This window comes from Streptomyces sp. NPDC006208 (assembly GCF_040613775.1).
Lineage (GTDB): Bacteria > Actinomycetota > Actinomycetes > Streptomycetales > Streptomycetaceae > Streptomyces.
In genome coordinates, this window is sequence record NZ_JBEXSW010000025.1 from 44,398 (window position 1) to 65,491 (window position 21,094).

11 protein-coding genes are annotated in these 21,094 nt (G+C 73.4%); 7 read left to right on the forward strand and 4 right to left on the reverse strand.

From position 1 onward, the window contains the following. Positions 1-122 precede the first annotated feature (122 nt). On the forward strand, positions 123-12,134 hold the full coding sequence (locus ABZ208_RS21395; protein ID WP_356911041.1) for an amino acid adenylation domain-containing protein: 12,012 nt from the start codon (positions 123-125) through the stop codon (positions 12,132-12,134). Positions 12,135-12,525: 391 nt separating this feature from the next. On the opposite strand, the gene ABZ208_RS21400 is transcribed toward ABZ208_RS21395, so the two are convergent. Next, the gene (locus ABZ208_RS21400) at positions 12,526-12,915 is read right to left on the reverse strand and encodes a helix-turn-helix domain-containing protein (RefSeq protein ID WP_356911042.1); all 390 of its coding nucleotides are present in this window, start codon (positions 12,913-12,915) and stop codon (positions 12,526-12,528) included. 59 nt (positions 12,916-12,974) lie between these two features. On the opposite strand from ABZ208_RS21400, the gene ABZ208_RS21405 reads away from it, so the two are divergent. From ABZ208_RS21405 to ABZ208_RS21420, 4 genes are all read left to right on the forward strand, one after another. After that, entirely contained in the window at positions 12,975-13,580 is a 606-nt protein-coding gene (locus tag ABZ208_RS21405; protein WP_356911043.1) for an NAD(P)H-binding protein, read from the forward strand. After that, a complete protein-coding gene (locus tag ABZ208_RS21410) occupies positions 13,577-14,008 on the forward strand; it encodes a nitroreductase/quinone reductase family protein (RefSeq protein WP_356911044.1) in 432 nt (143 codons plus the stop codon). Before ABZ208_RS21405 ends, ABZ208_RS21410 begins: the two co-directional genes overlap by 4 nt. Beyond that, complete coding sequence (locus tag ABZ208_RS21415; RefSeq protein WP_356911045.1) at positions 14,008-14,247, forward strand: hypothetical protein; 240 nt, start codon at positions 14,008-14,010, stop codon at positions 14,245-14,247. Before ABZ208_RS21410 ends, ABZ208_RS21415 begins: the two co-directional genes overlap by 1 nt. Positions 14,248-14,320: 73 nt before the next feature. Next, on the forward strand, positions 14,321-15,139 hold the full coding sequence (locus ABZ208_RS21420; RefSeq protein WP_356911112.1) for an SDR family oxidoreductase: 819 nt from the start codon (positions 14,321-14,323) through the stop codon (positions 15,137-15,139). 14 nt (positions 15,140-15,153) lie between these two features. Here ABZ208_RS21420 and ABZ208_RS21425 read toward each other — a convergent pair whose 3' ends face one another. Next, complete coding sequence (locus tag ABZ208_RS21425) at positions 15,154-15,696, reverse strand: FABP family protein (protein WP_356911046.1); 543 nt, start codon at positions 15,694-15,696, stop codon at positions 15,154-15,156. A 169-nt stretch (positions 15,697-15,865) separates the two neighbouring features. Between ABZ208_RS21425 and ABZ208_RS21430 the strand changes: the two genes are divergently transcribed. Further along, positions 15,866-17,941, forward strand: a complete 2,076-nt coding sequence (locus ABZ208_RS21430) for a DUF4139 domain-containing protein (RefSeq protein WP_356911047.1) — start codon at positions 15,866-15,868, stop codon at positions 17,939-17,941. 8 nt (positions 17,942-17,949) lie between these two features. Then, positions 17,950-19,512, forward strand: coding sequence for a mucoidy inhibitor MuiA family protein (locus tag ABZ208_RS21435; protein ID WP_356911048.1), 1,563 nt, complete (start codon positions 17,950-17,952; stop codon positions 19,510-19,512). Positions 19,513-19,693: 181 nt separating this feature from the next. Here the strand turns inward: ABZ208_RS21435 and ABZ208_RS21440 are convergent, their stop codons facing one another. Both ABZ208_RS21440 and ABZ208_RS21445 read right to left on the reverse strand, forming a co-directional pair. Next, positions 19,694-20,140, reverse strand: coding sequence for a PaaI family thioesterase (locus tag ABZ208_RS21440; protein ID WP_356911049.1), 447 nt, complete (start codon positions 20,138-20,140; stop codon positions 19,694-19,696). A gap of 387 nt (positions 20,141-20,527) precedes the next feature. After that, positions 20,528-21,094 (reverse strand): SDR family NAD(P)-dependent oxidoreductase, encoded by a 567-nt coding sequence (locus ABZ208_RS21445; protein WP_356911050.1) that lies wholly within the window; start codon positions 21,092-21,094, stop codon positions 20,528-20,530.

The following is a 21,094-nucleotide window of genomic DNA, read 5'->3' on the forward strand; positions in this document are numbered from 1 at the left end:
CTGACTTCCGCGACCGCTCGCCCGATCAGTCATGATCTCGACAGAACAGGCGGTGGGCCGTCCTTCTCGCGCGGACGCCGCGAGCGGCCCAGCAGCGGACCGAGCGGGGAGCAGGGGCGCAGGTGCGGGGACCGAACGGCGAGACGGCGTTGCTGGATGTACTGGTGGGCGCGGCGGAGGAGGCGCCGGATCAGACCATCGTGCATGTACGGGGTGACGGCAGCGAACAGGTCGTCACCTACCGCGAGTTGCGGGACGAGTCGATGCGGGTGGCAGGAGGCTTCATCGCTGCCGGTCTGGCGCCCGGGAGTCCCGTGGTGTTGCTCGCCGACCGCAGCGACGAGTTCCAGCCGCTGTTCTGGGGGGCTGTCGCCGCTGGTCTGATACCGGTTCCGCTGGCGCCCGACGCGCGGCGGGTGCTCCCCGTGTGGGAGCTTCTCGACCAGCCCCCGGTCGCGGTCGACGAAGCCTGCGCGCCCCTGCTCCCGGCCCTGCCCGACACGGTACGTCCGCTGCGGCTGGCCGAGTTGCGCGAGAGCGCCGCGCCGCAGGCCCTGCCGGTGCCGGCCCCTGGCGACGTGGTGTTTCTGCAGTTCTCCTCGGGCAGCACCGGGTCCCCGAAGGGCGTCGAGCTGACCCATGCCGCCGTGCTGGCCAATCTGGAACAGATCCGCGTGGCCGCGGCGATCGGGCCGGACGACGTGGTGGCGAGCTGGATGCCGTACTTCCACGACATGGGCCTGATCGGCACCCACCTGGTGCCGCTCGCGGCACGGCTCAAGCAGGTGAAGCTGGGGCCGCTGTCGTTCGCGAAGCGGCCCGCGCTGTGGCTGGAGTCGGCCGCGCGTCACCGGGCGACCCTGCTTTCGGCGGCGAACTTCGCGCTGGCGCTGGTGGAGCGGCGGCTCACGGAGGATGCGCTCAGCCGGATCGATCTGACGAGCGTTCGGATGATCCTGGTGGGCGCGGAGCCGATCTCCCCGTCGGTGTGGCGTGCTTTCGCCCACAAGATGCGGCCCTCGGGGCTCGCCGCGGACGCGCCGCAACCGGTCTACGGCCTCGCGGAGGCGACGCTGGCCGTCGCCTTCCCGCCACCGGGAGAGGTGGCGCGGCCCCTCGTGCTGGACCGGGCCGCACTCGGCCAGGGGCGGGCGGAGATCGTCGAACCCGGGCCGGATGCCACAGAGTTGATGGACGTCGGACACCCGGTGCCGGGGTGTCAGGTGCGAATCACCGACGACGAGGGCGAGCCACTGGGCGACCGCCGGGTGGGACACATCGTGGTCCGCGGCCCACAGGTCGCGCGCGGCTATCACCGCTCCCCCGAGGCGACGGCGGCCGCCTTCGCCGGCGGGTGGCTGCGCACGGGCGACATGGGGTTCCTCGACGAGGGACGGCTCTGCGTGACCGGCCGGTTCAAGGACGTCGTCTTCGTCAACGGCCGTACGTTCCACGCCTTTGACCTGGAAGAGGTGGCGGCGGGCACACCCGGGCTGCCGCCCGGTCCGGTCGCGGTCGTCGGCTCCACCGATCCGGTGAGCGGCGGGGAACGGGTCGTGGTCTTCGTGGCGTCGGGGCCGTCTCGGGCGGCTGCGGCAGGTGATGTGCTCGACAAGGTCGCAGCCCGGGTGGGCGAGGCACTGGGCCACGACGACGTACAGGTCCTGGCGCTGCCCGCGCGGTCGTTCCCCCGCACGACGAGCGGGAAGTTGCGGCGGGCGGTGATGCGGGAGCGGTTCGAGGCCGGGGCGTACGGCCAGGCCGAGGCACATCGGGCGGCGGGGGCGACACGGACGGCGGGGACCGGACAGGCGATCGATGCGGCTACGGGGGCCGGTGAGCCCATCGAGGCGTCCATGCCCCGCTCCCGCGCGGACATCGAGTCGGCCGTCCGCTCCATCTGGGCGCGGGTGCTGGACCTGCCCGCCACCGCGATCGGCCCGCACGACGCATTCCTCTCCGTCGGGGGCTCGTCGCTCAAGGCCATGGAAGTGCTCGCCGCGCTGGAGGACACGTTCGGCATCACCCTTCGGCCGTCCGACGTGCGCGACCACGGCACGGTCGCCGCGCTCGCCGGCCATGTGCTCGCCTCCATCGGTGTCGCCCACGCGCACATCGACGCGCCGGAGCAGACGGGTGGGGCACCTGGCCGACCCGCAATCGCGATCACCGCCATGGCCTGCCGTTTCCCTGGAGCCGATACGCCCGAGGCCTTCTGGGCCCGGCTCGCCGAGGGCCACGACGCCGTCACCGGCGTACCCCCCGGGCGGTGGTCGACCGCAGTGGAGGCCGAGGCCCGGTGGGGTGCGTTCCTCGACGATCCTGCCGGATTCGACGCCGGCTACTTCGGCATCGGCGACGAGGAGGCCCGCGCGACGGACCCGCAGGCACGGCTTTTCCTGGAACTCGCGCACGAGGCCCTGGAGCGGGCCGGTTACGCGGGCCCGCGGAGGCGGGGCCGCCGGGTGGGTGTGTTCGCCGCGGCCGGGGACAGCGGGTACCGGAAGCTGCTCGAACAGGCTTACGGGGAAGCCGGGTTGTCTGCGTCTGCACTGACCGGAAATCTGCCGAACCTGCTCGCCGCGCGGGTCGCGCACTGCCTGGACCTGACCGGTCCCGCGCTCGCCGTCGACACGGCGTGTTCATCCGCCCTGGTCGCGCTGCACCTGGCCCGTCGCAGCCTGCAGCAGGGGGAATGCGACATCGCTGTCGTCGGCGGCGTCCATCTCAACCTCACCCCCACCGGGTACGCACTGCTGGAGAAGTCGCAGGCTCTGTCGCCGACCGGGCGCTGCCACGCATTCGGTTCCGCGGCAGACGGATTCGTCCCCGGGGAGGGCGGCGCGGCGATCGTGCTGATGCGCCTCGACGATGCGGCGGAGGCCGACGATCCGGTTCTCGCTGTGCTGCGCGGCACCGCGGTGAACAACGACGGCCGCTCGCTGAGCCTGATGGCCCCCAATCCCTTGACGCAGCGTGAGGTCATCACGCAGGCGTACCGCGAGGCGGGCATCGATCCCGACAGCGTGTCGTACGTGGAGGCCCACGGCACGGGTACGCCGATCGGCGACCGCGTCGAGATGCGCTCGCTCGCGCACGCCTTCCGGCCCCGCGCCGACGGGCGCCCCCGGCTGCTCGGCTCGGTGAAGTCAAATCTCGGGCATCTTCTCAACGCCGCCGCAATGCCGAGCCTGGTGAAGGTGGTGCTGGCGCTCGGGCACCGGCAGCTGCCCCCGTCCCTGCACCACACGCCGCCCGCGGCGAACCTGGACCTGGACGGGTCCGGCTTCGCGGTGGTCGGCGAGCTGTGCGACTGGGAGGCGCCCGGTCCGCTGACCGCGGGAATCAACGCGTTCGGTTTTGGCGGTACCAACGCCCATGCGGTCATCGAAGCGCCGCCCGCCCGGCCGCTGCCCGCTTCGCCTGTGCCCGAGGGCACGCGGCTGCTCACTCTGTCGGCGCGCAGTGCCGATGGCCTGCGCGCCGCCACGGCCGATCTCGTGAGGCATCTGCACGAGCACCCGGAGCTCGACGAAGGAGGCATCTGCGCCGCCGTCGCCGCCGCCCGCGACGAGGGGTCCCACCGTCTGGCCGTCGTGGCCGACGGGGACCTCGCCGCGCGGCTGGAGGCACAGCCGCCCGGCACCGAGATGCGGTCGCGGCCCCGGTTGGTCTTCCTCCTGCCGGGACAGGGTGCCCAACGTCCCGGACAGGCCCGCGCCCTGTACTCGCGAACGCCTGTCTTCCGGGAGGTCCTGGACGAGGCGTCCGCTCTGGTCGGCGAGGTCGACGGCCGCAGCCTCGCGGCCTGGTGCCTGGACCCCGACGTCTCTCCCGCCGCGCTCGCCCGGACCGATCTCGCCCAGCCGATCCTCGTCGCGTACGGGGTCGCTCTCGCCCGCCAGCTGACTGCGTGGGGCATCACGCCGGACGCCGTCGCGGGGCACAGCGTGGGTGAGATCGCCGCCGCCTGCGTCGCCGGGACGCTGACGCTTGCCGACGCCCTGCGGTTCGCCGCCGAACGTGGACGTCTGATGGCGGACCTGTGCGCCCCGGGCGCGATGGCCGCGGTGCGTGGCGGGGAAGAGGCCGTCGCCGCGCTGGTGGCCGGTTCGCGGGGCGCGCTCGGTGTGGCCGCGGTCAACAGCGCCCGTCAGGTGGTCATCTCCGGGACGCCCGAAGCTGTCGACCGTGCCGTGGACCACCTGACCGCCCTGGGTGTGGCGGTGCGGCGGCTGGACGTGTCCCGGGCGTTCCACTCGCCCCTGATGGGCCCGGCGCTCGGCCCGCTGGCCGACGCGGCTGCCACCCTCCGCCTCCACCCGCCGGTGACACCGCTGATGAGCACGGTCACCACCGAGTGGCAGCCGACACTCGACCCGGAGTATCTGCGGCAGCACGCGAGGCGGCCGGTCCGCTTCGGCGCCGCTGTCGAGCGTCTGCTCGACGACGGGTACGACACGTTCGTCGAACTCGGTCCCGCCGCCACCCTGGGCGGGTCCGTCCGCGCCGTCGTTGCGGCACACGCTCGGGGATCCGACGCGGTCGCGCTGACGGCAGGGAACGGGGACGGTGCCCGGGGCCTGCTGAAGACCGCCGGCCGGCTCTGGCAGCGCGGCGTGCGGCTGGACCGTACGGCGCTGGACGCCGGGCACGCCCGTGTCGCCGTACCCACCTACCCGTTCCAGCGCCGACGGTACTGGCCCGAGCCCGCGCCCCGGCCGCTGCTGCACCGCTTCGTGTGGGACGACGCGCCGCTGACCGTCGGCACCGGACCGCGCACGGTGCTGCTCGCCGGTCCGGACTCCTCGCTGTCCCGCGCTCTGACGGACCGGCTCACGGGCCGCGGCGTCACGGTGCACCGGTCCGGGGCTCCGCTGCCCGAGGGAGCGGCCCGGCCGGACGTGGCCGTGCTGCTCGCCGGGCCGGCGCCCGATCCGGACAGCGTGGCCGCTTTCGACGCCGTTCAGCACAGCTTGGTGACGGGCCTTCTGGAACTGCTGCCCCTGCTCGCGCAGGACCGGCCCCGCGTACTCGTCGTCACCGAGGATGTGCACGCCACGGGTGTCGTGCCCGAGCGCCTGCGCCCCGCGCAGGCGGTGCTCACCGGGCTGGTCCTCGCGCTGCCCGAGGAGCTGCCCGGTACCGTGGCCCACAGCGTCGACCTGTCCTCGCTGGACGATGTCGCCGCGCGGCTGAACGCGCTCGACCACGAACTCGCCGCGCGGGCAGGAACGCCGTCGGACGCCGTGGCCTGGCGTGCGGGCCGACGCCTGGGCCGGACCGTGAAGGCCGTCGCGACGTCGGCGTCGGCGTCGGCGTCGGCGTCGGCAGAGTTGCCGGCCGACGGCGTGTATCTGATCACCGGGGGCGCGGGCGGGATCGGTGGCGCGCTCGCCCGCGATCTGGCGGGGCGCGGCCGGCCGACGCTGGTGCTCACCGGCCGTTCCCCGATGCCTCCGGCCGGGCTGCTGTCCGAACTCCGGGCGCTCGGTGCCGTCGCCGAATACCGCGTCGCCGATGTATCGACCGAGGCCGGCGTCGACGCCCTGATGGCGGACCTGCCGCGGCTGGACGGACTGTTCCACGCGGCCGGGGTGGTGCGCCCCGGCACACTGCGGTCCAAGTCGCCCGAGGACGTGGCGCAGGTCCTGGCCGCGAAGACGCGGGGAAGCCTGCTGCTGGCGCGCGGACTGCGGCGGCACGGCCTGCGCCCCTCGGTGTGCGTGGCGTTCTCCTCGGTCGCCTCGGTCCTGCCGGGCCTGGCCGGAGCCCTCGGCGACTACGCGGCCGGCAACGCGTACCTCGACGCGTTCGCCGCCGCCGAACGCGCCGCCGGCCGGCCATGGCAGGCGCTGAACTTCGCCGCGTTCGCCGAGACGGGTCTGGCCGCGCGAGCGGAAGTGCCGACACGCGGCGTCGGCCGTGGGCCCGCGCCGCTGGGCACCAGCGCCGCGCTGGAGGCGCTGCGCCTCGCCTGCGGCATCGACGCCGCCCAACTCCTCGTCGCCGACCCGGACTCGGGCTCCGCGCCGCGTCCGCCGGCGACAGCTCGCGCCGTACCGGTACCTGCACCCGCCCCTGCGGCGGCCACCGCCGTGAACGCCTCCGGAGCAGCGGCCCGCTCTGCGCCCACTCCCCCGCCCACGGCCGGCGCTGCGGGGCGTACGACCGGGGAGGCGGACGGCGTTACGGCCGTTCTGCGGCGGCTGCTTGCCGTGTCGCTCCAGCGTGCCGCGGACGACATCGGTGTCGACGAGCCCTTCCTTGCCATGGGCCTTGATTCGCTCACGGCCGTCGATCTCGTCAAGCGCCTGGAGAAGGAGCTGGACCGGTCACTGCCGATCACGCTGTTCTTCGAACACCGGACTCTGGCCGAGCTCGCCGCCCACCTCCACGCCGAAGAGCCCCACCCGGGCCAGGTGCTCAGGCACCGCCAGGAGGCGCCGGCCGACACCCCGTTCCCCCTGACCCCGGTGCAGCTCGCCTTCATCACCCAGGGCCGGCTTCAGCCGGACATCACCCCCTACGGCTACGTACGGCAGACCATCAGCGGCCCGCTCGATGCCGAACTGCTCGGGCAGGCGCTCGGACGTCTCGTCGACCGCCACCCGATGCTCCGGATCCGCATCCGCCCCGGAAGCGACGCCGGCACGCCCGAACAGGCCGCCGTCCCACCCGGCCAGGGCGCGGTCCCCTCCTGGTACGAGGTACGCGACCTGCCCGGCGTACGCGCGGACGACGAGGAGCTGGAAGCCCTCGAAGAGACCCTGTGCAACCGCCCGTTCGACCTCACCGCCGAGGCGCCGGTACGCGCGGTGCTCGCCCGTACCGCGACGGGGCCCGCCCATCTCGTCCTGGTGGTCCACCACGCCGCCGCCGACGGCTTCAGCCTGAACATCGTCGGTGAGGAGCTGTGGACGGTCTACACCGCGCTGTCCGAGGGGCGGGCGCCGGACCTCGCACCCCTCGGAACCAGCTTCTCCGCCTACGTCGAACACCTCCGGGCGGAGCGATCGGGTGCCGCTTTCGCCGAGGACCGGGCGTACTGGCGCGCTGCGCTCGCCGGCATCGACGAGCCGCTCCGGCTGCCCTACGACGGTGATCCGCGAGGGGTGCCCGCGCCCCCGCTCCTCGCCCACCAGGTGGCCACCGATCCGGAGCTCTCGGCCGCGTTGCGCAACGCGGCGGCAGCACACGGCGTCTCGCTGTTCCATCTGCTGCTCGCCGCGTACGCGCGGTGTCTGTCCCGGTGGAGCGGGCGGCGTGACGTTCCCGTCAACGTCGCCCGGGCCAGGCGCGAGACCCGGCTGCCCGGCGTCGACCGGCTGGTCGGGCCGCTGGCCGACACCCTGCCCCTCTTCGCCTCGGTGGACCCGGACGAGCCGGTCCACGCCCTGGCCGTACGGCTGCGGGAGGCCTGGCTGTCCAGCGAGAAGCGCGCCCGGCTCACCAGCCTGGACCTCGCGCGGCTCCTGCCCTCGGGCGGCGCCGGGCCGCGTACGGTCAGCCCCGCGTCGTTCAGTTTCTCGCGCTTTCCGGTTTCGGTGGATCCGCACTGTCCCGTGGAGGTCCGGCCGACCGCTGCCGGAACCGCTTCGGCAGCCACCCGGCTGAGCCTGTTGTGCTGGGAGTCCGACGGGGCCTTGCGCTTCTCCTGGAACTTCCCTGCCCGGCTGTTCGACCGGACCACCGTGGACCGGCTGGCCCGGGAACACCTCGCCGAACTGACCGAACTCGCCTGGTCCACCGACCCTCAGGCACGGGCCCAGGCCCAGGCACCCGCACCCGCACAGGCACCACGGTCCGGCATCGTGGCGCGCCTGTGCGCCCAGTTCCGCGCGACCCCCGACGCAGTCGCCGTCGACACAGGCAAGGCCACGATCACGTACGCCGAACTCGACCGCGCGTCCGCCGCCCTGGCCGCCGGGTTGCGTGCCTCCGGCGTCACCGGCGGCGACCTGGTGGGACTGCTGACCGAGCCGGGCGCCGACACCGTGGTCGGAGTCGTCGGCATCCTCCGCGCCGGGGCAGGCTGGGTCCCCCTGGACGCCACTCACCCTCCGGCGCGCCTGACCGACCAGCTGGCACGGTCCGGTGCGCGGACCCTCGTCTGCCACGCCGCCACCTACGCGCCGGCTGCCGCACTCGCCGAGGCCGCACCGGTCTCTCTCGTCCTCGTCGACGACCCGTCACCTGCTCCCTGCCATGTCGACGCGGAAGCCGCCACCGACCCGGAATCTCTCGCGTACGTGATCTTCACCTCGGGTTCCACGGGGCGCCCGAAGGCGGTGCCGATCACGCACCGGTCGATGGCGAACTACCTGGACTGGGCTCTGGCCACGTTCGGGTACCACCGAGGCGACCGGCTCGCACAGACCGCCTCCGTGTGCTTCGACGCCTCGGTGCGCCAACTCCTCGCGCCGCTGCTCGTCGGCGCCACCGTGGTCACCGTGCCCTGGCATCTGGTCCGGGACCCCGAGGCGTTGCTGGACCGGGTCGAGAAGGCCCGGATCTCCGTGTGGAGTTCGGTGCCGACGCTGTGGTCCCGGTTGCTTGAGGCGGCGGAGACCCGTGTACGGGAGGGGGCGCCGCTGCCGGATCTGTCGGCGTTGCGCTGGATCCACGTCGGCGGCGAGGCCCTCTCGGCCGCCCATGTCCGCCGCTGGTACGACCTGTTCGGCCCCGGTCACCGCATCGCCAATCTGTACGGGCCCACCGAGGCCACCATCAACGCGACCTGCCACCTCGTCGAAGGCCGCCCCGCCGACGACGTACGAACGCTGCCGATCGGCCGCCCCCTCACCGGTACGGAGGTCGAGGTGGTGGCTGCGGACGGGCGCCGCTGCGCCCCGGGCGAGTCCGGCGAACTCCTCATTTCCGGGACCGGTCTCACCCCCGGCTATCTCGGTGAGCCAAAGCTGACGGCCGCCGCGTTCACCGAGCGCGGCGGACGCCGCTGGTACCGCAGCGGGGACCGGGTCCGCAGCCGCCCGGACGGGGTACTGGAGTTCCTCGGGCGCCTCGACGACCAGGTGAAGATTCGCGGGTACCGGGTCGAACCAGGCGAGATCGAGGCGGTGTTGGAGACTCATCCCGCTGTCGTCCGCGCCGCCGTCGTCCACCGCGACGACCGGCTGATCGCCTTCGTCGAATGCCGCCTCGGCGACCCGGCGCCGGAGCCCACGGACCTGCGGGCCCACCTGACCCGCACCGTGCCGGGATACATGCTCCCGGCCCGGATCCACACCGTCGACGCACTGCCCCTGACCGGCACCGGCAAGATCGACCGCAGCGGCCTCGCCGTACCCGCACCCCGGTCGCCCTCTGCCGATACCCCGGGGCCCGACCCTTCCGCCGCACAGGGCGATGTCCGCAGGACCCCTCCGGCGACGCCGACCGAGATCCTCCTGGCCCGGATCTGGTCCGAACTCCTCGACGTCCCACGGATCAGCCGGGAGGACGATTTCTTCTCACTGGGAGGGGACTCCCTTCTCGTCCTCCAGGTGTTCGCACGGCTCCGGGACGAGATCCCGGTGCTGCCCAGGCCCACCGTCATCTACGAGCACGGCACGCTCGCCGCACTCGCCGCCGCGGTGGACGGCACCCCGGCGGACGACAAGAGCCGCGTGGTCGACCCGGAGAGCACCGTCCGTCCGGTCCAAGCGGACAGCACCGTCCCCACCGCGTTCCCGCTCACGCCCAGCCAACGTGGCTTCCTGCTGGCCGAAACAATCTCGCCGGACGCCGCTTCGGCATGGCTGGCCTGTCTGCGGGTGCACGGTCCTCTCCGGCCCGACCTGTTCCAGCGCGCGGTCGACTCCTGCGTCGTACGCCACCCCATGCTGCGGACCGTCTTCCCCGCCGGCGCCCGGCCGCCGGTCCAGCAGGAACTCCCGCCCTCCCTGCGGATCCCGGTCGACTTCGAGACGCCGGCCGACCCCGGGCTGGTGCCGCTGCGGATCGCCGAGGAGCGCGAGCGCCGCCTCGAGCCGTGGGCGTGGCCGCTGCTGCGTCTTCGGCTGCTCACCCTCGCCCCCGACACACACATGCTCGTCGTCCACGCCCATCACCTGATCGGCGACGGGTACAGCGTGGCGCTCCTCGGCCGTGAACTGCTCGCCGCCTACGACCGTCTCGTACGCGGCGAACCGGCCGAACTCCCGCCGCTGCGCCGCACGTTCCGCGATCATGTGACCCAGCTGGAGCCTCCGGTGCCCGCACCCGGCAGCAGGCCGGAGGCCGAGGCACGGCGGGCCCGCCTGAACGCCCCGTACCACCGCCCGGCGCTCGGCCGAGGCGCCGAGTGCGGGAAGGCCGGTGCGGATCTCGCACCGCCGCCGTACCGGTCCACCGGGTTCACCCTGGACACCGGCCGGGTCGCGGCATTGCGCCGGGTCGCCGCCGAGGCGGGCACGACGCTCTTCGCCCCGCTGCTCACCGCGTACTACCGGACGCTGGCCGGGTTCACCGGGCAGGACGATCTGATTCTCGGCCTGGCCGTCACCGGACGCGACCACGCCCTGCCCGACGCGCACCTCGTCTTCGGTCCCTTCGCCACGGCCGTGCCCCTGAGGCCGGCCGCGCTGCCCGGCGCGGACGTGTCAGGCCGGTCCTTCGCCGACGACCTGCGGCGAATCGCTGCCGAGGCGGCGGACGCCCGTACCCATGGTGGCGAGGCCACCCGGACGGAGGGGGGTCTGCCCCCGGCCGTGCAGTTCCTCTTCACCTTCCTCGACTTCTCCGCTCTCGGGCCGCTGAGCGGGGACACGTTGAGCCTCACATGGGACGACAGCGATCCGGAACTTGCCCCGCCGCCGGTGGGCACCGACACGTTCCTTGCGGTGCGCCCGGTCGGGGCCGAGGGCCTGCGGGTGGTCCTTCGCGCCTCAGCGGCGGGCTTCACGGAGGCGGCCTTCGAGAGGTTCACGCGTGCGCTGCGCGACCAGCTCACCGAGGCCGCGGACGCGGTGCCTCCGGTCGTCACGTCCGCCGCGGCGGGCACGGTGGACGCCGCTCTCGTGGGCTACCTCCCCGCACCGGCGCATCTCGCCTCACTTGCGGGACCTCTGGCGGGAGCGTCGCTTGAACCGTCCCGTGAGCAACTGCGGGATCTGCTCTTCCCCCACGGGCGCCCGCGCCTGGTCGAGGTGATCAGCACGCCGCTGGGCCGTTCCGGATTCGTCTGCCTGCCACTGTTCGCCGATGAACTCCCGGCCACGTCCGACCTCGCCGGGCGTGCCGCCAGGGCCGTGGAGTACGCCGCTTCCCTGGGCGCCCGCTGCGTCTCGCTCGCCGGGATGATTCCCGCCCTCACCGGCTACGGCTTCGGGGTCCTGCGGGAGACCGACACGCAGGCTGCCGTCACCACCGGTCATGCGGCGACCACCGTGTCAGTGGTCAAGACCGTCCATGCCGCGCTCAAGGCATCCGGCCGTGAGCTCGACGAGCTCGCCGTCGCGGTGGTCGGCCTCGGCTCCATCGGCAGGTCCTCGCTCGAACTGCTCCTGACCCTCGCTCAGCGGCCGCCCGCACGGTTGATCCTGTGCGACGTCGCGGGCAGTGAACCGCGCCTCAAGGAGCTCGCCGAGGGGCTGCTCGATCGCGGTCTGGCCACGGCCGTGGAGGTGTACGAGTCCGATCCGGCGCTGCCGGCCGTCGTGTACGAGGCCGGTCTCGTCGTCACCGCGGTCAGCGGCGGCGACTCGGTGCTCGACGTGGAGCGGCTGCGGCCCGGTGCGATCGTCGTCGACGACTCGTTCCCCCACTGCTTCGACACAGCGAAGGCCTTGTCCCGGATGCGGGAGCGCCGCGATGTGCTGATCGTCGGCGGCGGCCTGCTCGCGATCGGTGACGCCGAGCGGCGGATCGCGGAGGGGCTCCCGCAGGCCGCGGCGGCGGCGTACGCGGCGCAGTCCTGGCTGCCCGGCACGATCGCCTCCTGCCGCCTCGAATCGCTGCTGCGTGCCGCTCGCCCCGGGCTGCCGTTGGTGCACGGCCTGGTGGACGGCCCGCTCGCCCTCGCCCACTGGAGGGAGATGGAGGCCGCGGGCGTGGAGGCGGGGCCCCTGCACCTGCTCGGGCACGCTGTCGCCATGGGCTGCCCGCCCGACGACCCGCACCCGCGGAGCTGAAGGGGGTCTCACCGGGTCACTCAGTGGTGACCTCCCCGCAGTCGCAGACCGAGCGGCCCTGGCCGAGCCGGGCCGAGGCCCACAACACGTGTCGTGGGCCTCGGTCCAGGAAACACGGCAGCGGGTGGAAACCGAAGCCGTGTTTGCAGGCGGCAGCTGCCTGCTCTTTCTCCGAGGAGCAGGTGACCAAGGTGGCGTCAAGGTCCAGGACCAGACCGGACACGTCACGACCGCCCGCCGGCGTTGGCGCATGACGTGGCCCGAAGGTCAGCGAGTCTCTCGCTGACCTGGCCGGGACGTCTGCGGGATACGGCCGGAAGAGAGAAGTCCCCTGCCAGGTGTTCGTAAGGGGAGAGTCCTTTCCGGCGTCTGTGTCTCGGACCGATCCAGGTCAGCCGCCCCCCGAAAGGCTCGCCTCCTGCGCGTCGATCAGCTCGTCCCAGTGCTCTCGCGTCCACTCGCAGGCTGCGTCCAGTGGGCCCAGCAGGCCCAGGCCGAGCGGGGTCAGGGCGTACTCGACACGGCGCTCGGTGCCCTCGTACTCCTCCCGTACGACGAAACCATCCCGCTCCAGCCTGCGCAGGGACTGGGTCAGCGACTTGGCCGTGACGCCACGCAGCGGGACCTTGAGCTCCGAGAACCGGCGCGGGCCGTCCTGCAGGCACCGCAGGATCAGCGTGGCCCACTTGTCGCCCAGGCGGAACGGCACCAGCGGGGACGGACAGACGGGATCGAACATCTCGGGGTCCAGCGGCGCCCGTTCGGCCTGCGGCTTCGTCATGATTCACACCGTAGGGCGGTATCCAATCGGAAACCAACCCTCGGCCTACGCTCCCGACCATGGAGACCAAGAGCAGCAGGATCATCGTGTTCGGGTCGGGGGGCCGGGTCGGCCGGGCGGCCGTGGCGGAGGCTGAACGGCGAGGGCACAAGGTGACGGCGGTGCGGCGGGCCGATGGTGAGGTGACGGACCCGGTGGCCGTGGCACGGCTCGCGGCCGGCCACGACGCGGCGATCGTCGCCGTGTACGACCCCGGAGCGCGGCCCGGTGAGTTCTTCCCCGCCGTCGCTCGCGCCCTCGCAGAAGGGCTCCCTGCGGCCGGGGTGAAACGGCTGGTGTCGGTAGGACTGGCGTCCGTACTGCCCACCGCGTCCGGGAACTTGCTGATGGACACCCCCGACTACCCACAAGAGTGGCGGGAGTTCTGCACCGGCCACGGCGCGGGCACCGAGGCTCTGCGCGCGGCCGCGCCCGAGGCACTGGACTGGGTGGTCTTGAGCCCGGCGGGGGACTTCGACCATGAGAGCGCGCCCTCGGGCGCGTACGTGATCGCCCCAGCCGCCGCCGACAGCCGGATCACCCCGGCGGACTTCGCCCGCGCACTGCTGGACGAGGCCGAGCTCCCGACCCTGCACCGGACCCACGCGGGGGTGTCCGCCGCATGACCGGCACGGTCCACGACAACCCGACGCCCTGGATCGCCGACCACATCCGCCGCTTCGAGGAGACCGGAGGCCACCCCCGCCCCGGGGTGGCCGACCTGCTCCTGACCACCCGGGGCCGCAGGTCCGGCCTGCTGCGCCGCACGGCGCTGGCGTACGTCCGGGACGAGGACGCGTACGTCCTGACGGCGTCCAACGCGGGCGCGGACCGCCACCCGGCCTGGTACCTGAACCTGCTGACCACCCCGGAGGTCACACTCCAGGTCGGCGCGGCCACCTTCCCGGCGACTGCCCGGCCGGCCACGGCGGCCGAGTCAGCCCGCCTGTGGCCGACGGTGGTGGCCGCGATGCCTTCGTACGCGGCCTACCGCACCGCGACGGCCCGGGAGATCCCCCTGGTTCTGGTCACCGTGGCGGGGCGAACCAGCTGATGGTCACCCGAACGACCTCCGCCCGTCCGCGCCTGCTCACCGAATGTCTGGACCTGGTCACCACGCCGCTGGTCGACGACGTGGTGGACGGTCAACCGGCCGCCCTTGCCCGGCTCCGGGCCGCCGACGAGGCCCTGCGCGCCCAGCGCGAGGACCGGCACCGGGCCGACGCCCTGACCGAGCTGATCGTCACCATCGTGGAGGACCACGCCGACCGGCCGACCGAACAGACGCCGTAGTCCACCGGAGGCTGCCGTCGTTGCGGTGCATAGGATCATGACGACTGCAGACGACGACGGAGGCGCGACGACCATGGCGGACCAGCGCGTGTACCTCGTTACCGGCGGCGGGACGGGCATCGGTGCCGCCACCGCCAGGCTGCTGCACGAGGCGGGGCACCACGTGGTGATCTCCGGACGCCGCCCCGAACCACTGCGGCTCGTCGCGGAGGAGACCGGAGCCCTCGCCGTCCCCTCCGACATCGGCGACCCCGACGCGGTACGGGCACTCGTCGGCGCGGCCGTCGCCGCACACGGCCGCCTCGACGGGCTCGTCCTCAACGCCGGTATCGGGCGCGGCGGAGCCGTGGGCGACGTGACGCTCGAGGACTGGGACGCAGTCATGCGGGCCAACCTCACCGGCCCGTTCCATCTGCTGCGCGCCGCGCTCCCGCATCTGCTCGACGCCCAGGGCGCGGTGGTCGCGGTCGCCTCGGTGTCCGCCCTGCTGAGCGGCGTGGGCAGTGCCGCCTACGCGACCTCCAAGGCGGCGCTGCTCCAGCTCTGCCGGTCGCTCGCGGTCGACTACGGGGCCAAGGGCCTGCGCGCCAACTCGGTGTGCCCGAGCTGGGTGCGCACCGACATGGCGGACCGCCGGATGAGCCGGTTCGCGGACGAGGCGGGGCTGGGTGAGGGCGGTGTCGACGCGGCGTACGAAGAGGTGACCCGCGTCCTGCCCGCCGGGCGTCCCGGGGAGCCGCGCGAGATCGCCGAGGCCGTCGCCTGGCTGCTCTCGCCCGCCTCCTCGTTCGTCAACGGAGCCGTGCTCACCGTCGACGGCGGCGTGACCGCCCTCGACCCCGGCACGCTCGCCTTCGACTTCCGGATCGAACGGCGAGCACCGCAGGCCTGACGCCTGACGTCTGCTCAGGGGTTCCGTCGAAGCCGTGCCGAAAGGTGGTGCTGCAGGGGCTGACCGACCGCCGCGAGGTCATGGACGAAGTCGAGCGTGTCCTCGTCCGTCACGGTGTAGCGGCGGCGGGTGGCGTTCACCTCCTTGGCCGTGGGAGTGAGAGCCACCTCGTGGGTGGTGAGGTCAACCGTGCCGGCGTCGGCACTGCCGACCAGGATCTCCGCAATGCCGGTGGGCTGGGTGATCAATGCCTCCACACGTCCGTCGGGTTGGAGCCGCCACCAGCCGCTCTCCCGGGCCGACGGCCGCAGCGGGCTGCCGTCCGCGTCGAGCAGCCAGGCGCGCGTCTCGTAGTGGAGGAAAGGCCGCCCGTCGTGGCTGAAGGTGACCTCCTGCGCGTACGTGAACTCCTGGTCGAGCGTGGGATATCCGCCCCGGCCCCGGCCGGCCCAGGTACCCAGCAGCCCGATCACCGGCGCGAGCAGTGCGTGCGGTGCGGGTGCGTCGTCCTGTCGCAGGGCGTCGGGATACGGGGGCTTCTGGCCGGGGTCGTACATGATGCGCGCTCCTGGGTCGAGACCGGTGCCGGATGGCAGCTTAGGAGGAGGCAGCTGCTCATCCGGCAGGGCGCGTGGTTCCGGACGCCGTCTTCCTGATCCGACGCGGACGCGCAGAACACCCGGGCGTAGGCTTCGCTCAGCATGGACGCGACGGGGGGCGGAGCACATGACGGCTGAGACGACACAGAGGTGGGGGTCGACCCTCGATTCGGTCGTGGTGTACGCGCAGGGCGCGGTCTGCCGCCGCCTGGCCCGGGGCAGCGTGCCGCCCGACGGCCGGGTGCGGGTGACGGGTCTGCCCCGCTCGCTGGAGCCGGGCTCGCTGCGGGCCCGTGTCCTGGGCGCCCCCGGAGTGCGCGTCACCGAGGCCCGATTGGAGGTCGAGGCCGAGCCGCTCGCCACGGGCACGCCCGACGAGTTGCGGCGCGACGTCGAGCGGCTGAGGGACGCGTACGCTGCGGCGCAGGGACGCCGGGAACGGCAGCTGAGCCTGATCGAGGAGGTCAGCGCTCTCCACCCGGTCCCACCTGCCCGTCGGCGTGAGGACCCGCACCGCCGTACCCCGGTCGACGCGTGGCTGGAACTCGCCGACTTCGTCGACGAGCGGCTGACGGGACTGCACACCCGCCTCGTCGAGCTGGAGGAGGCGCTGCGCACCGTCGAACACGAGCTCACCGTCGCCGCCGACCGGCTCGCCCGCGCCTCCACCGACGCACCGCCGGCGCATGTGGAGACCACGGTCGGCGCGGTCCTGACCCTCGACGGCGCCGGTGACGCGGAGGTGGAGCTGGAATACGGGGTGCCGGGCGCCGTCTGGGTACCCGCCTACCGTCTGACTCACCGTCAGGGTGACGGCAGCGGCCGTCTGGTGCTGCGTGCCTCGGTCGCCCAGCGGACCGGCGAGGACTGGACCGGCGTGCGTATCGCCCTGGCCACCGCCGATCTTCGGCGCCGCACCGACCTGCCGAGGCTCCGCTCGGTCCGCATCGGACGCAGTCAGCCCGCCCCCGCACCTTCCGGCTGGCGCGAGCCCCCGGCCGGGCTCGTCGACCTGTTCTCCGGGTACGACGCGGCAGGCCCTCGCCCTGCCCCGACCGCCGGACCCGGACCCGCGGCCGTCGGGGCCGGCTCCGCGCCCGGTGCCGTACCGCCACCGCCCCCTCCCCCGCCTGCCCAACAGGGTTACGGCGGGCCGCCCTCGGCGCTCCCGGTGCCCGGCGGCGCGTACGGATCATCCCCGGACGCCTTCGGCGGCGGGGTGCCCGACCTCCCGCAGCCGGCCCGGTCGCGACCGGCCGGCAGGCCGGGTGCCGGCGGCAGGTCCTTCGCGGGTGCCCCCGCCCCCATGGCGCCCGCGGCTCCTGGCCGGGCTGCGCCGCCACCCCCTCCGGCACCGGTAGCCGGTCCGCCGCAGCCGACCGGCGCCGAGCTCGACTACGCCGCCCTTGCCCTGTGCGGCCCCGACGAGCAGGGCGGTCGCAGAGGCCGGCTGTTTCCCGACTCCCCCTTCGACCCGGTGGCGGCCGAGTACCGCCGCCGCGCCGAAGCGGTGGCCGCGCTGCCGCTGCCAGGACACGCCGTGCGGCCCCGCGAGTCGGCGGGTTCCTTCGACCACCGCTTCGATGCCGCCGCCCGCGCCGACATACCGTCGGACGGGACCTGGCACACCGTCACCGTCGGCGAGATCCCGGTCGGCCTGCGCACCGAGTACCTCTGCGTGCCGTCCGTGGAGCAGACCGTGTACGCGACGTTGGTGCTCTCCAACGCCACCGACCAGGCACTGCTGGCCGGCCCGGTGGAGGTCACCGTCGACGACGACTTCCTGCTGACCGCCGCACTGCCCACGCTCGCCCCCGGCGGTGTCCGCCGGGTGGGGCTCGGGCCGGCCGAGGGCATCCGGGTCACCCGCCGTACGAACCTGCACGAGTCGACCTCGGGCCTGCGCAACAACACCACGGTGCTCGACCACCGCGTCCACGTGGAGCTGGCCAACCGGCTCGCGAGGCCCGTCGCCGTCGAAGTCCGCGAGCGGGTGCCGGTCACCTCCGAACCGGAGGTCCGGATCGAGGAACGGGCCGACTGGACGGCACCTGAGGAAGGCACGGGGCCCGATCGCCATGCGCCGGGCACCCGCGTCTGGCGACTGGAGCTGCCCGCAGGCGCCACTGCCGCCCTCGACGGCGGCTACGAGATCCGCATCCCGACCGGCAAGGCCCTGGTCGGCGGCAACCGCAGGAGCTGACACCCGCCATGTCCACGCCCCCGAAGCCGATCGCCCTCCCCGTCACCGCCGTCACATGCCTCGAGGACCGCGCCCACGTCGAGCGAACCGTCTTGCTCGACCTGAAGGCCGGGGTCCAGCGGCTGCGTCTCGGACCGGTCAGTGCGCTGGCCGTCGACCGGACCCTCCATGCCGAGCTGAGCGCCGATCACCCTGCCACCGTGCTCGACGTGCGGATCGTCCGCAGCTGGACGCCGCGCGGGCCGCTGCCGTCCGCCGACGACGACTCCGCCCTGCGCCACCGCGTGCACGCCCTCGAAGAGGAGCGGCTGCGCCTGGAGCAGCGACGCGACCGGCTGCATGCCCGCCTTGACGTGCTCGGGCGCCTCGCCGCCGATCTGCTGCGGGAGATCGGCGAAGGTGCCGGCTCCGGGGAGAGCGAACGGTCTCGCTGGGCCCGCGAACTGGACCGGGCGGACGACGAGCGCGACGCCCACGGCGAGCAACTCCGCACCGTGGAAGCCCGCCTGGCCGCCCTTGCCACCGAACTCGGGGCAGGCAGGCGGGCCATGCATCTCGCCGAGGAAGAGCCCGCCGAGCTGGTCGGCCATGTCGAGTTGACCGTGGAGGCCGCGGTCGCCGGGCCGGTCGGGCTGCGCCTGAGCCACCTCACCCCGTGCGCGCTGTGGCGGCCCGCCTACCGGGCCGTGCTCGACGGGGACTCCCTGACGCTGGAGACCGACGCCATGGTCTGGCAGCGCACCGGTGAGGACTGGTCGGACGTACGGCTGACCTTGTCGACGGCCCGCTCGGCGCTGGCCACCGACCCGCCACGGCTGGGCGAGGACCGGCTGACGCTGAAGGACCGCTCCGCGGCGGAGCGCCGCACGGTCGACGTCGAGCTGCGCGAGGAGGAGATCGGGGCCCTCGGCCCGGCCCCGGTGCTCGGCCTGCCCGGGGTGGACGACGGCGGCGAGGCGCGGGTGTTGAGATCCCCCGCGCCGGTCTCGGTGCCCGGTGACGGCCGTGCCCACCGCGTGCCGCTCTCCGCGTTCACCACGGCCGCGCGCAGTGAGTACGCCTGCTCACCGGAGCTGTCCCCCCTGGTCACCCAAGTGGTGCGGTTCGACAACCTGTCCGGCCACGCGCTGCTCGCCGGGCCCGTGGACCTGGTCCGCGGCAGCGGATTCAGCGGCCGCGGCACGCTGGACTTCACAGCCCCCGGCGCGCCCGTTGAGCTGGCCTTCGGCAGCTGCGACGACCACAGGGTGGTCCGGCATGCCGAGGAGTCCCGCGACGTGGCCGGAATCGCTCAGCGGACCGTGGTCACCCGCACGGTCCGGCTGCACCTGTCCCGGTTCTCCGCCCCCGGGGAGCACGGCGAGCGGGTGGTCGTCCTTCGGGAGCGGATCCCGGTCTCCGAGGTCTCGGCTGTGGAGATACGCCTGCACAAGGATTCATGCTCCCCGGCGCCCGACGTGGTCGACGCCGAGGGCATCGCCCGCTGGGACGTCACCCTCCCGCCCGGCGGCCGCCGCACGGTCACCCTGGTCTACGAGCTGTCGGCGAGCGCCAAAGTCACCGGGCTCTGAGCCCCGTGGGCCGCCGCACACCTGCTGGTGCCCGCCTGATCCGGGCTCCTGCCCCCAGCCGGGTCCGGGTCGGGTAGCGGCAGGTGGTGACCAGCCCCGCGGGTGCGCGGAGCAGAGGGTCTCGCTGCCGCCGTCCTGCACAACCACGCGGCCGGGCCCCCGCCATGCGGTCGCTGATCGCCTACGACGGCTGACGAACGGTCTGGATTCGCGCGGTCGCGGTCGCCACAGCCACCGGCCTGCCATCAGGTCCGATGAGCTCACCGGCGAGAAAGCACACGTCCTTGCCGCGCTGCACGACGCGCCCCCGCCCCACAAGCCGTCCGGGGCGGGCGGGACGCAGGAACTGAACATGCAGATCGAGAGTCGGCGCGAACTGGTTCTCCGGCAACGTCGCGACCAGCGCCGGGCCCAAGGTGTCGTCGAGCATCGCAGCCAAGAACCCGCCCTGGATCACGCCCACAGGGTTCACGAACTGATCGCCCGCCTCGAACGCCACCTCGATAGTGCCCTGCTCCGGATCCACCCCGACCAACTCCCATCCCAGAAGCACCGCAGCAGGCGGCGGCGGAACCCGCCCCTCCAGTACGTCCCAGAACAGCCCACGCCTTTGCACATCCATGTCCATGAGCCACATTGAACAGGCACCCACCGACAGCCTGGACAAGCCAGGTCTACGTCCACCCGCCAACGTCGTACGCCATGTCCCGGACCGGCGCTGCACGGTGCTGATCCTGCGGCAGTCAGGGGCGTTCCTGTCGCGGCTGTGGGCGGCGGCGCCCACCTCAACTCCCGCCCACCTGGACCGAGTTGCGCCCGCGCAGAAGCCTCGGCCCCGACCGGTGATCACCATCGGCACTGCACTTGTCGAGCAGGTTCCCGAGCGCGGTGGCAAGCGCGGCGTTCACCGCATTCATCGCCTCCGGCCGGTTCAACGCGAGGGTGCCGATGTGTGTTCGCGTCGCTCGAACAGCACCGCCGAGCTCTGGACGGACGACCCCCTCACCACTCCTCCTCAGACCCCGGCTTCGCCGGCGATCCGGCAGGCCTTGTCCACGAGCGCATCGATACGTTCCACGGTGGGCGTTCCTGTCGTGCGCGCGGCCTTCGAGGCGTTGTACAACCCGATGTTCGCCTCGAAGGCCATGCCGCCGACCGACGCGGTGTTGACGACCGCCCCGCCGTGCTCGCCCGTCCAGGCCCGCGCGGCCAGACCCGTCCACAGGACGGGAGCCCACAGGTTCACGTCGAAGGTCTTGGCGAACCGCCCGTGGTCCTGGTCGAGGACCGGCCCGAAGGCCGGGTTGGTCCCCGCGTTGTTGACGAGGATGTCCAGGCTTCCGAAGCGCTCGAGCGTCAGGTCCACACAGCGCTGAGCCGCCTCTTCGTCGACCGCGTGCGCACCGACCCCCAGCGCTGAGCCGCTCACCCGGGCCGCGGCTGCGTCCGACGCCTCCTGGGACCGGGAGGTGAGCACGACGTTTGCACCGGCCGAGGCAATGGCCTGGGCGATCGCCAGCCCGATCCCGCGCGAGGCTCCGGTGACGACGGCGGTGCGACCGGTGAGATCGAGTCCTGCCAT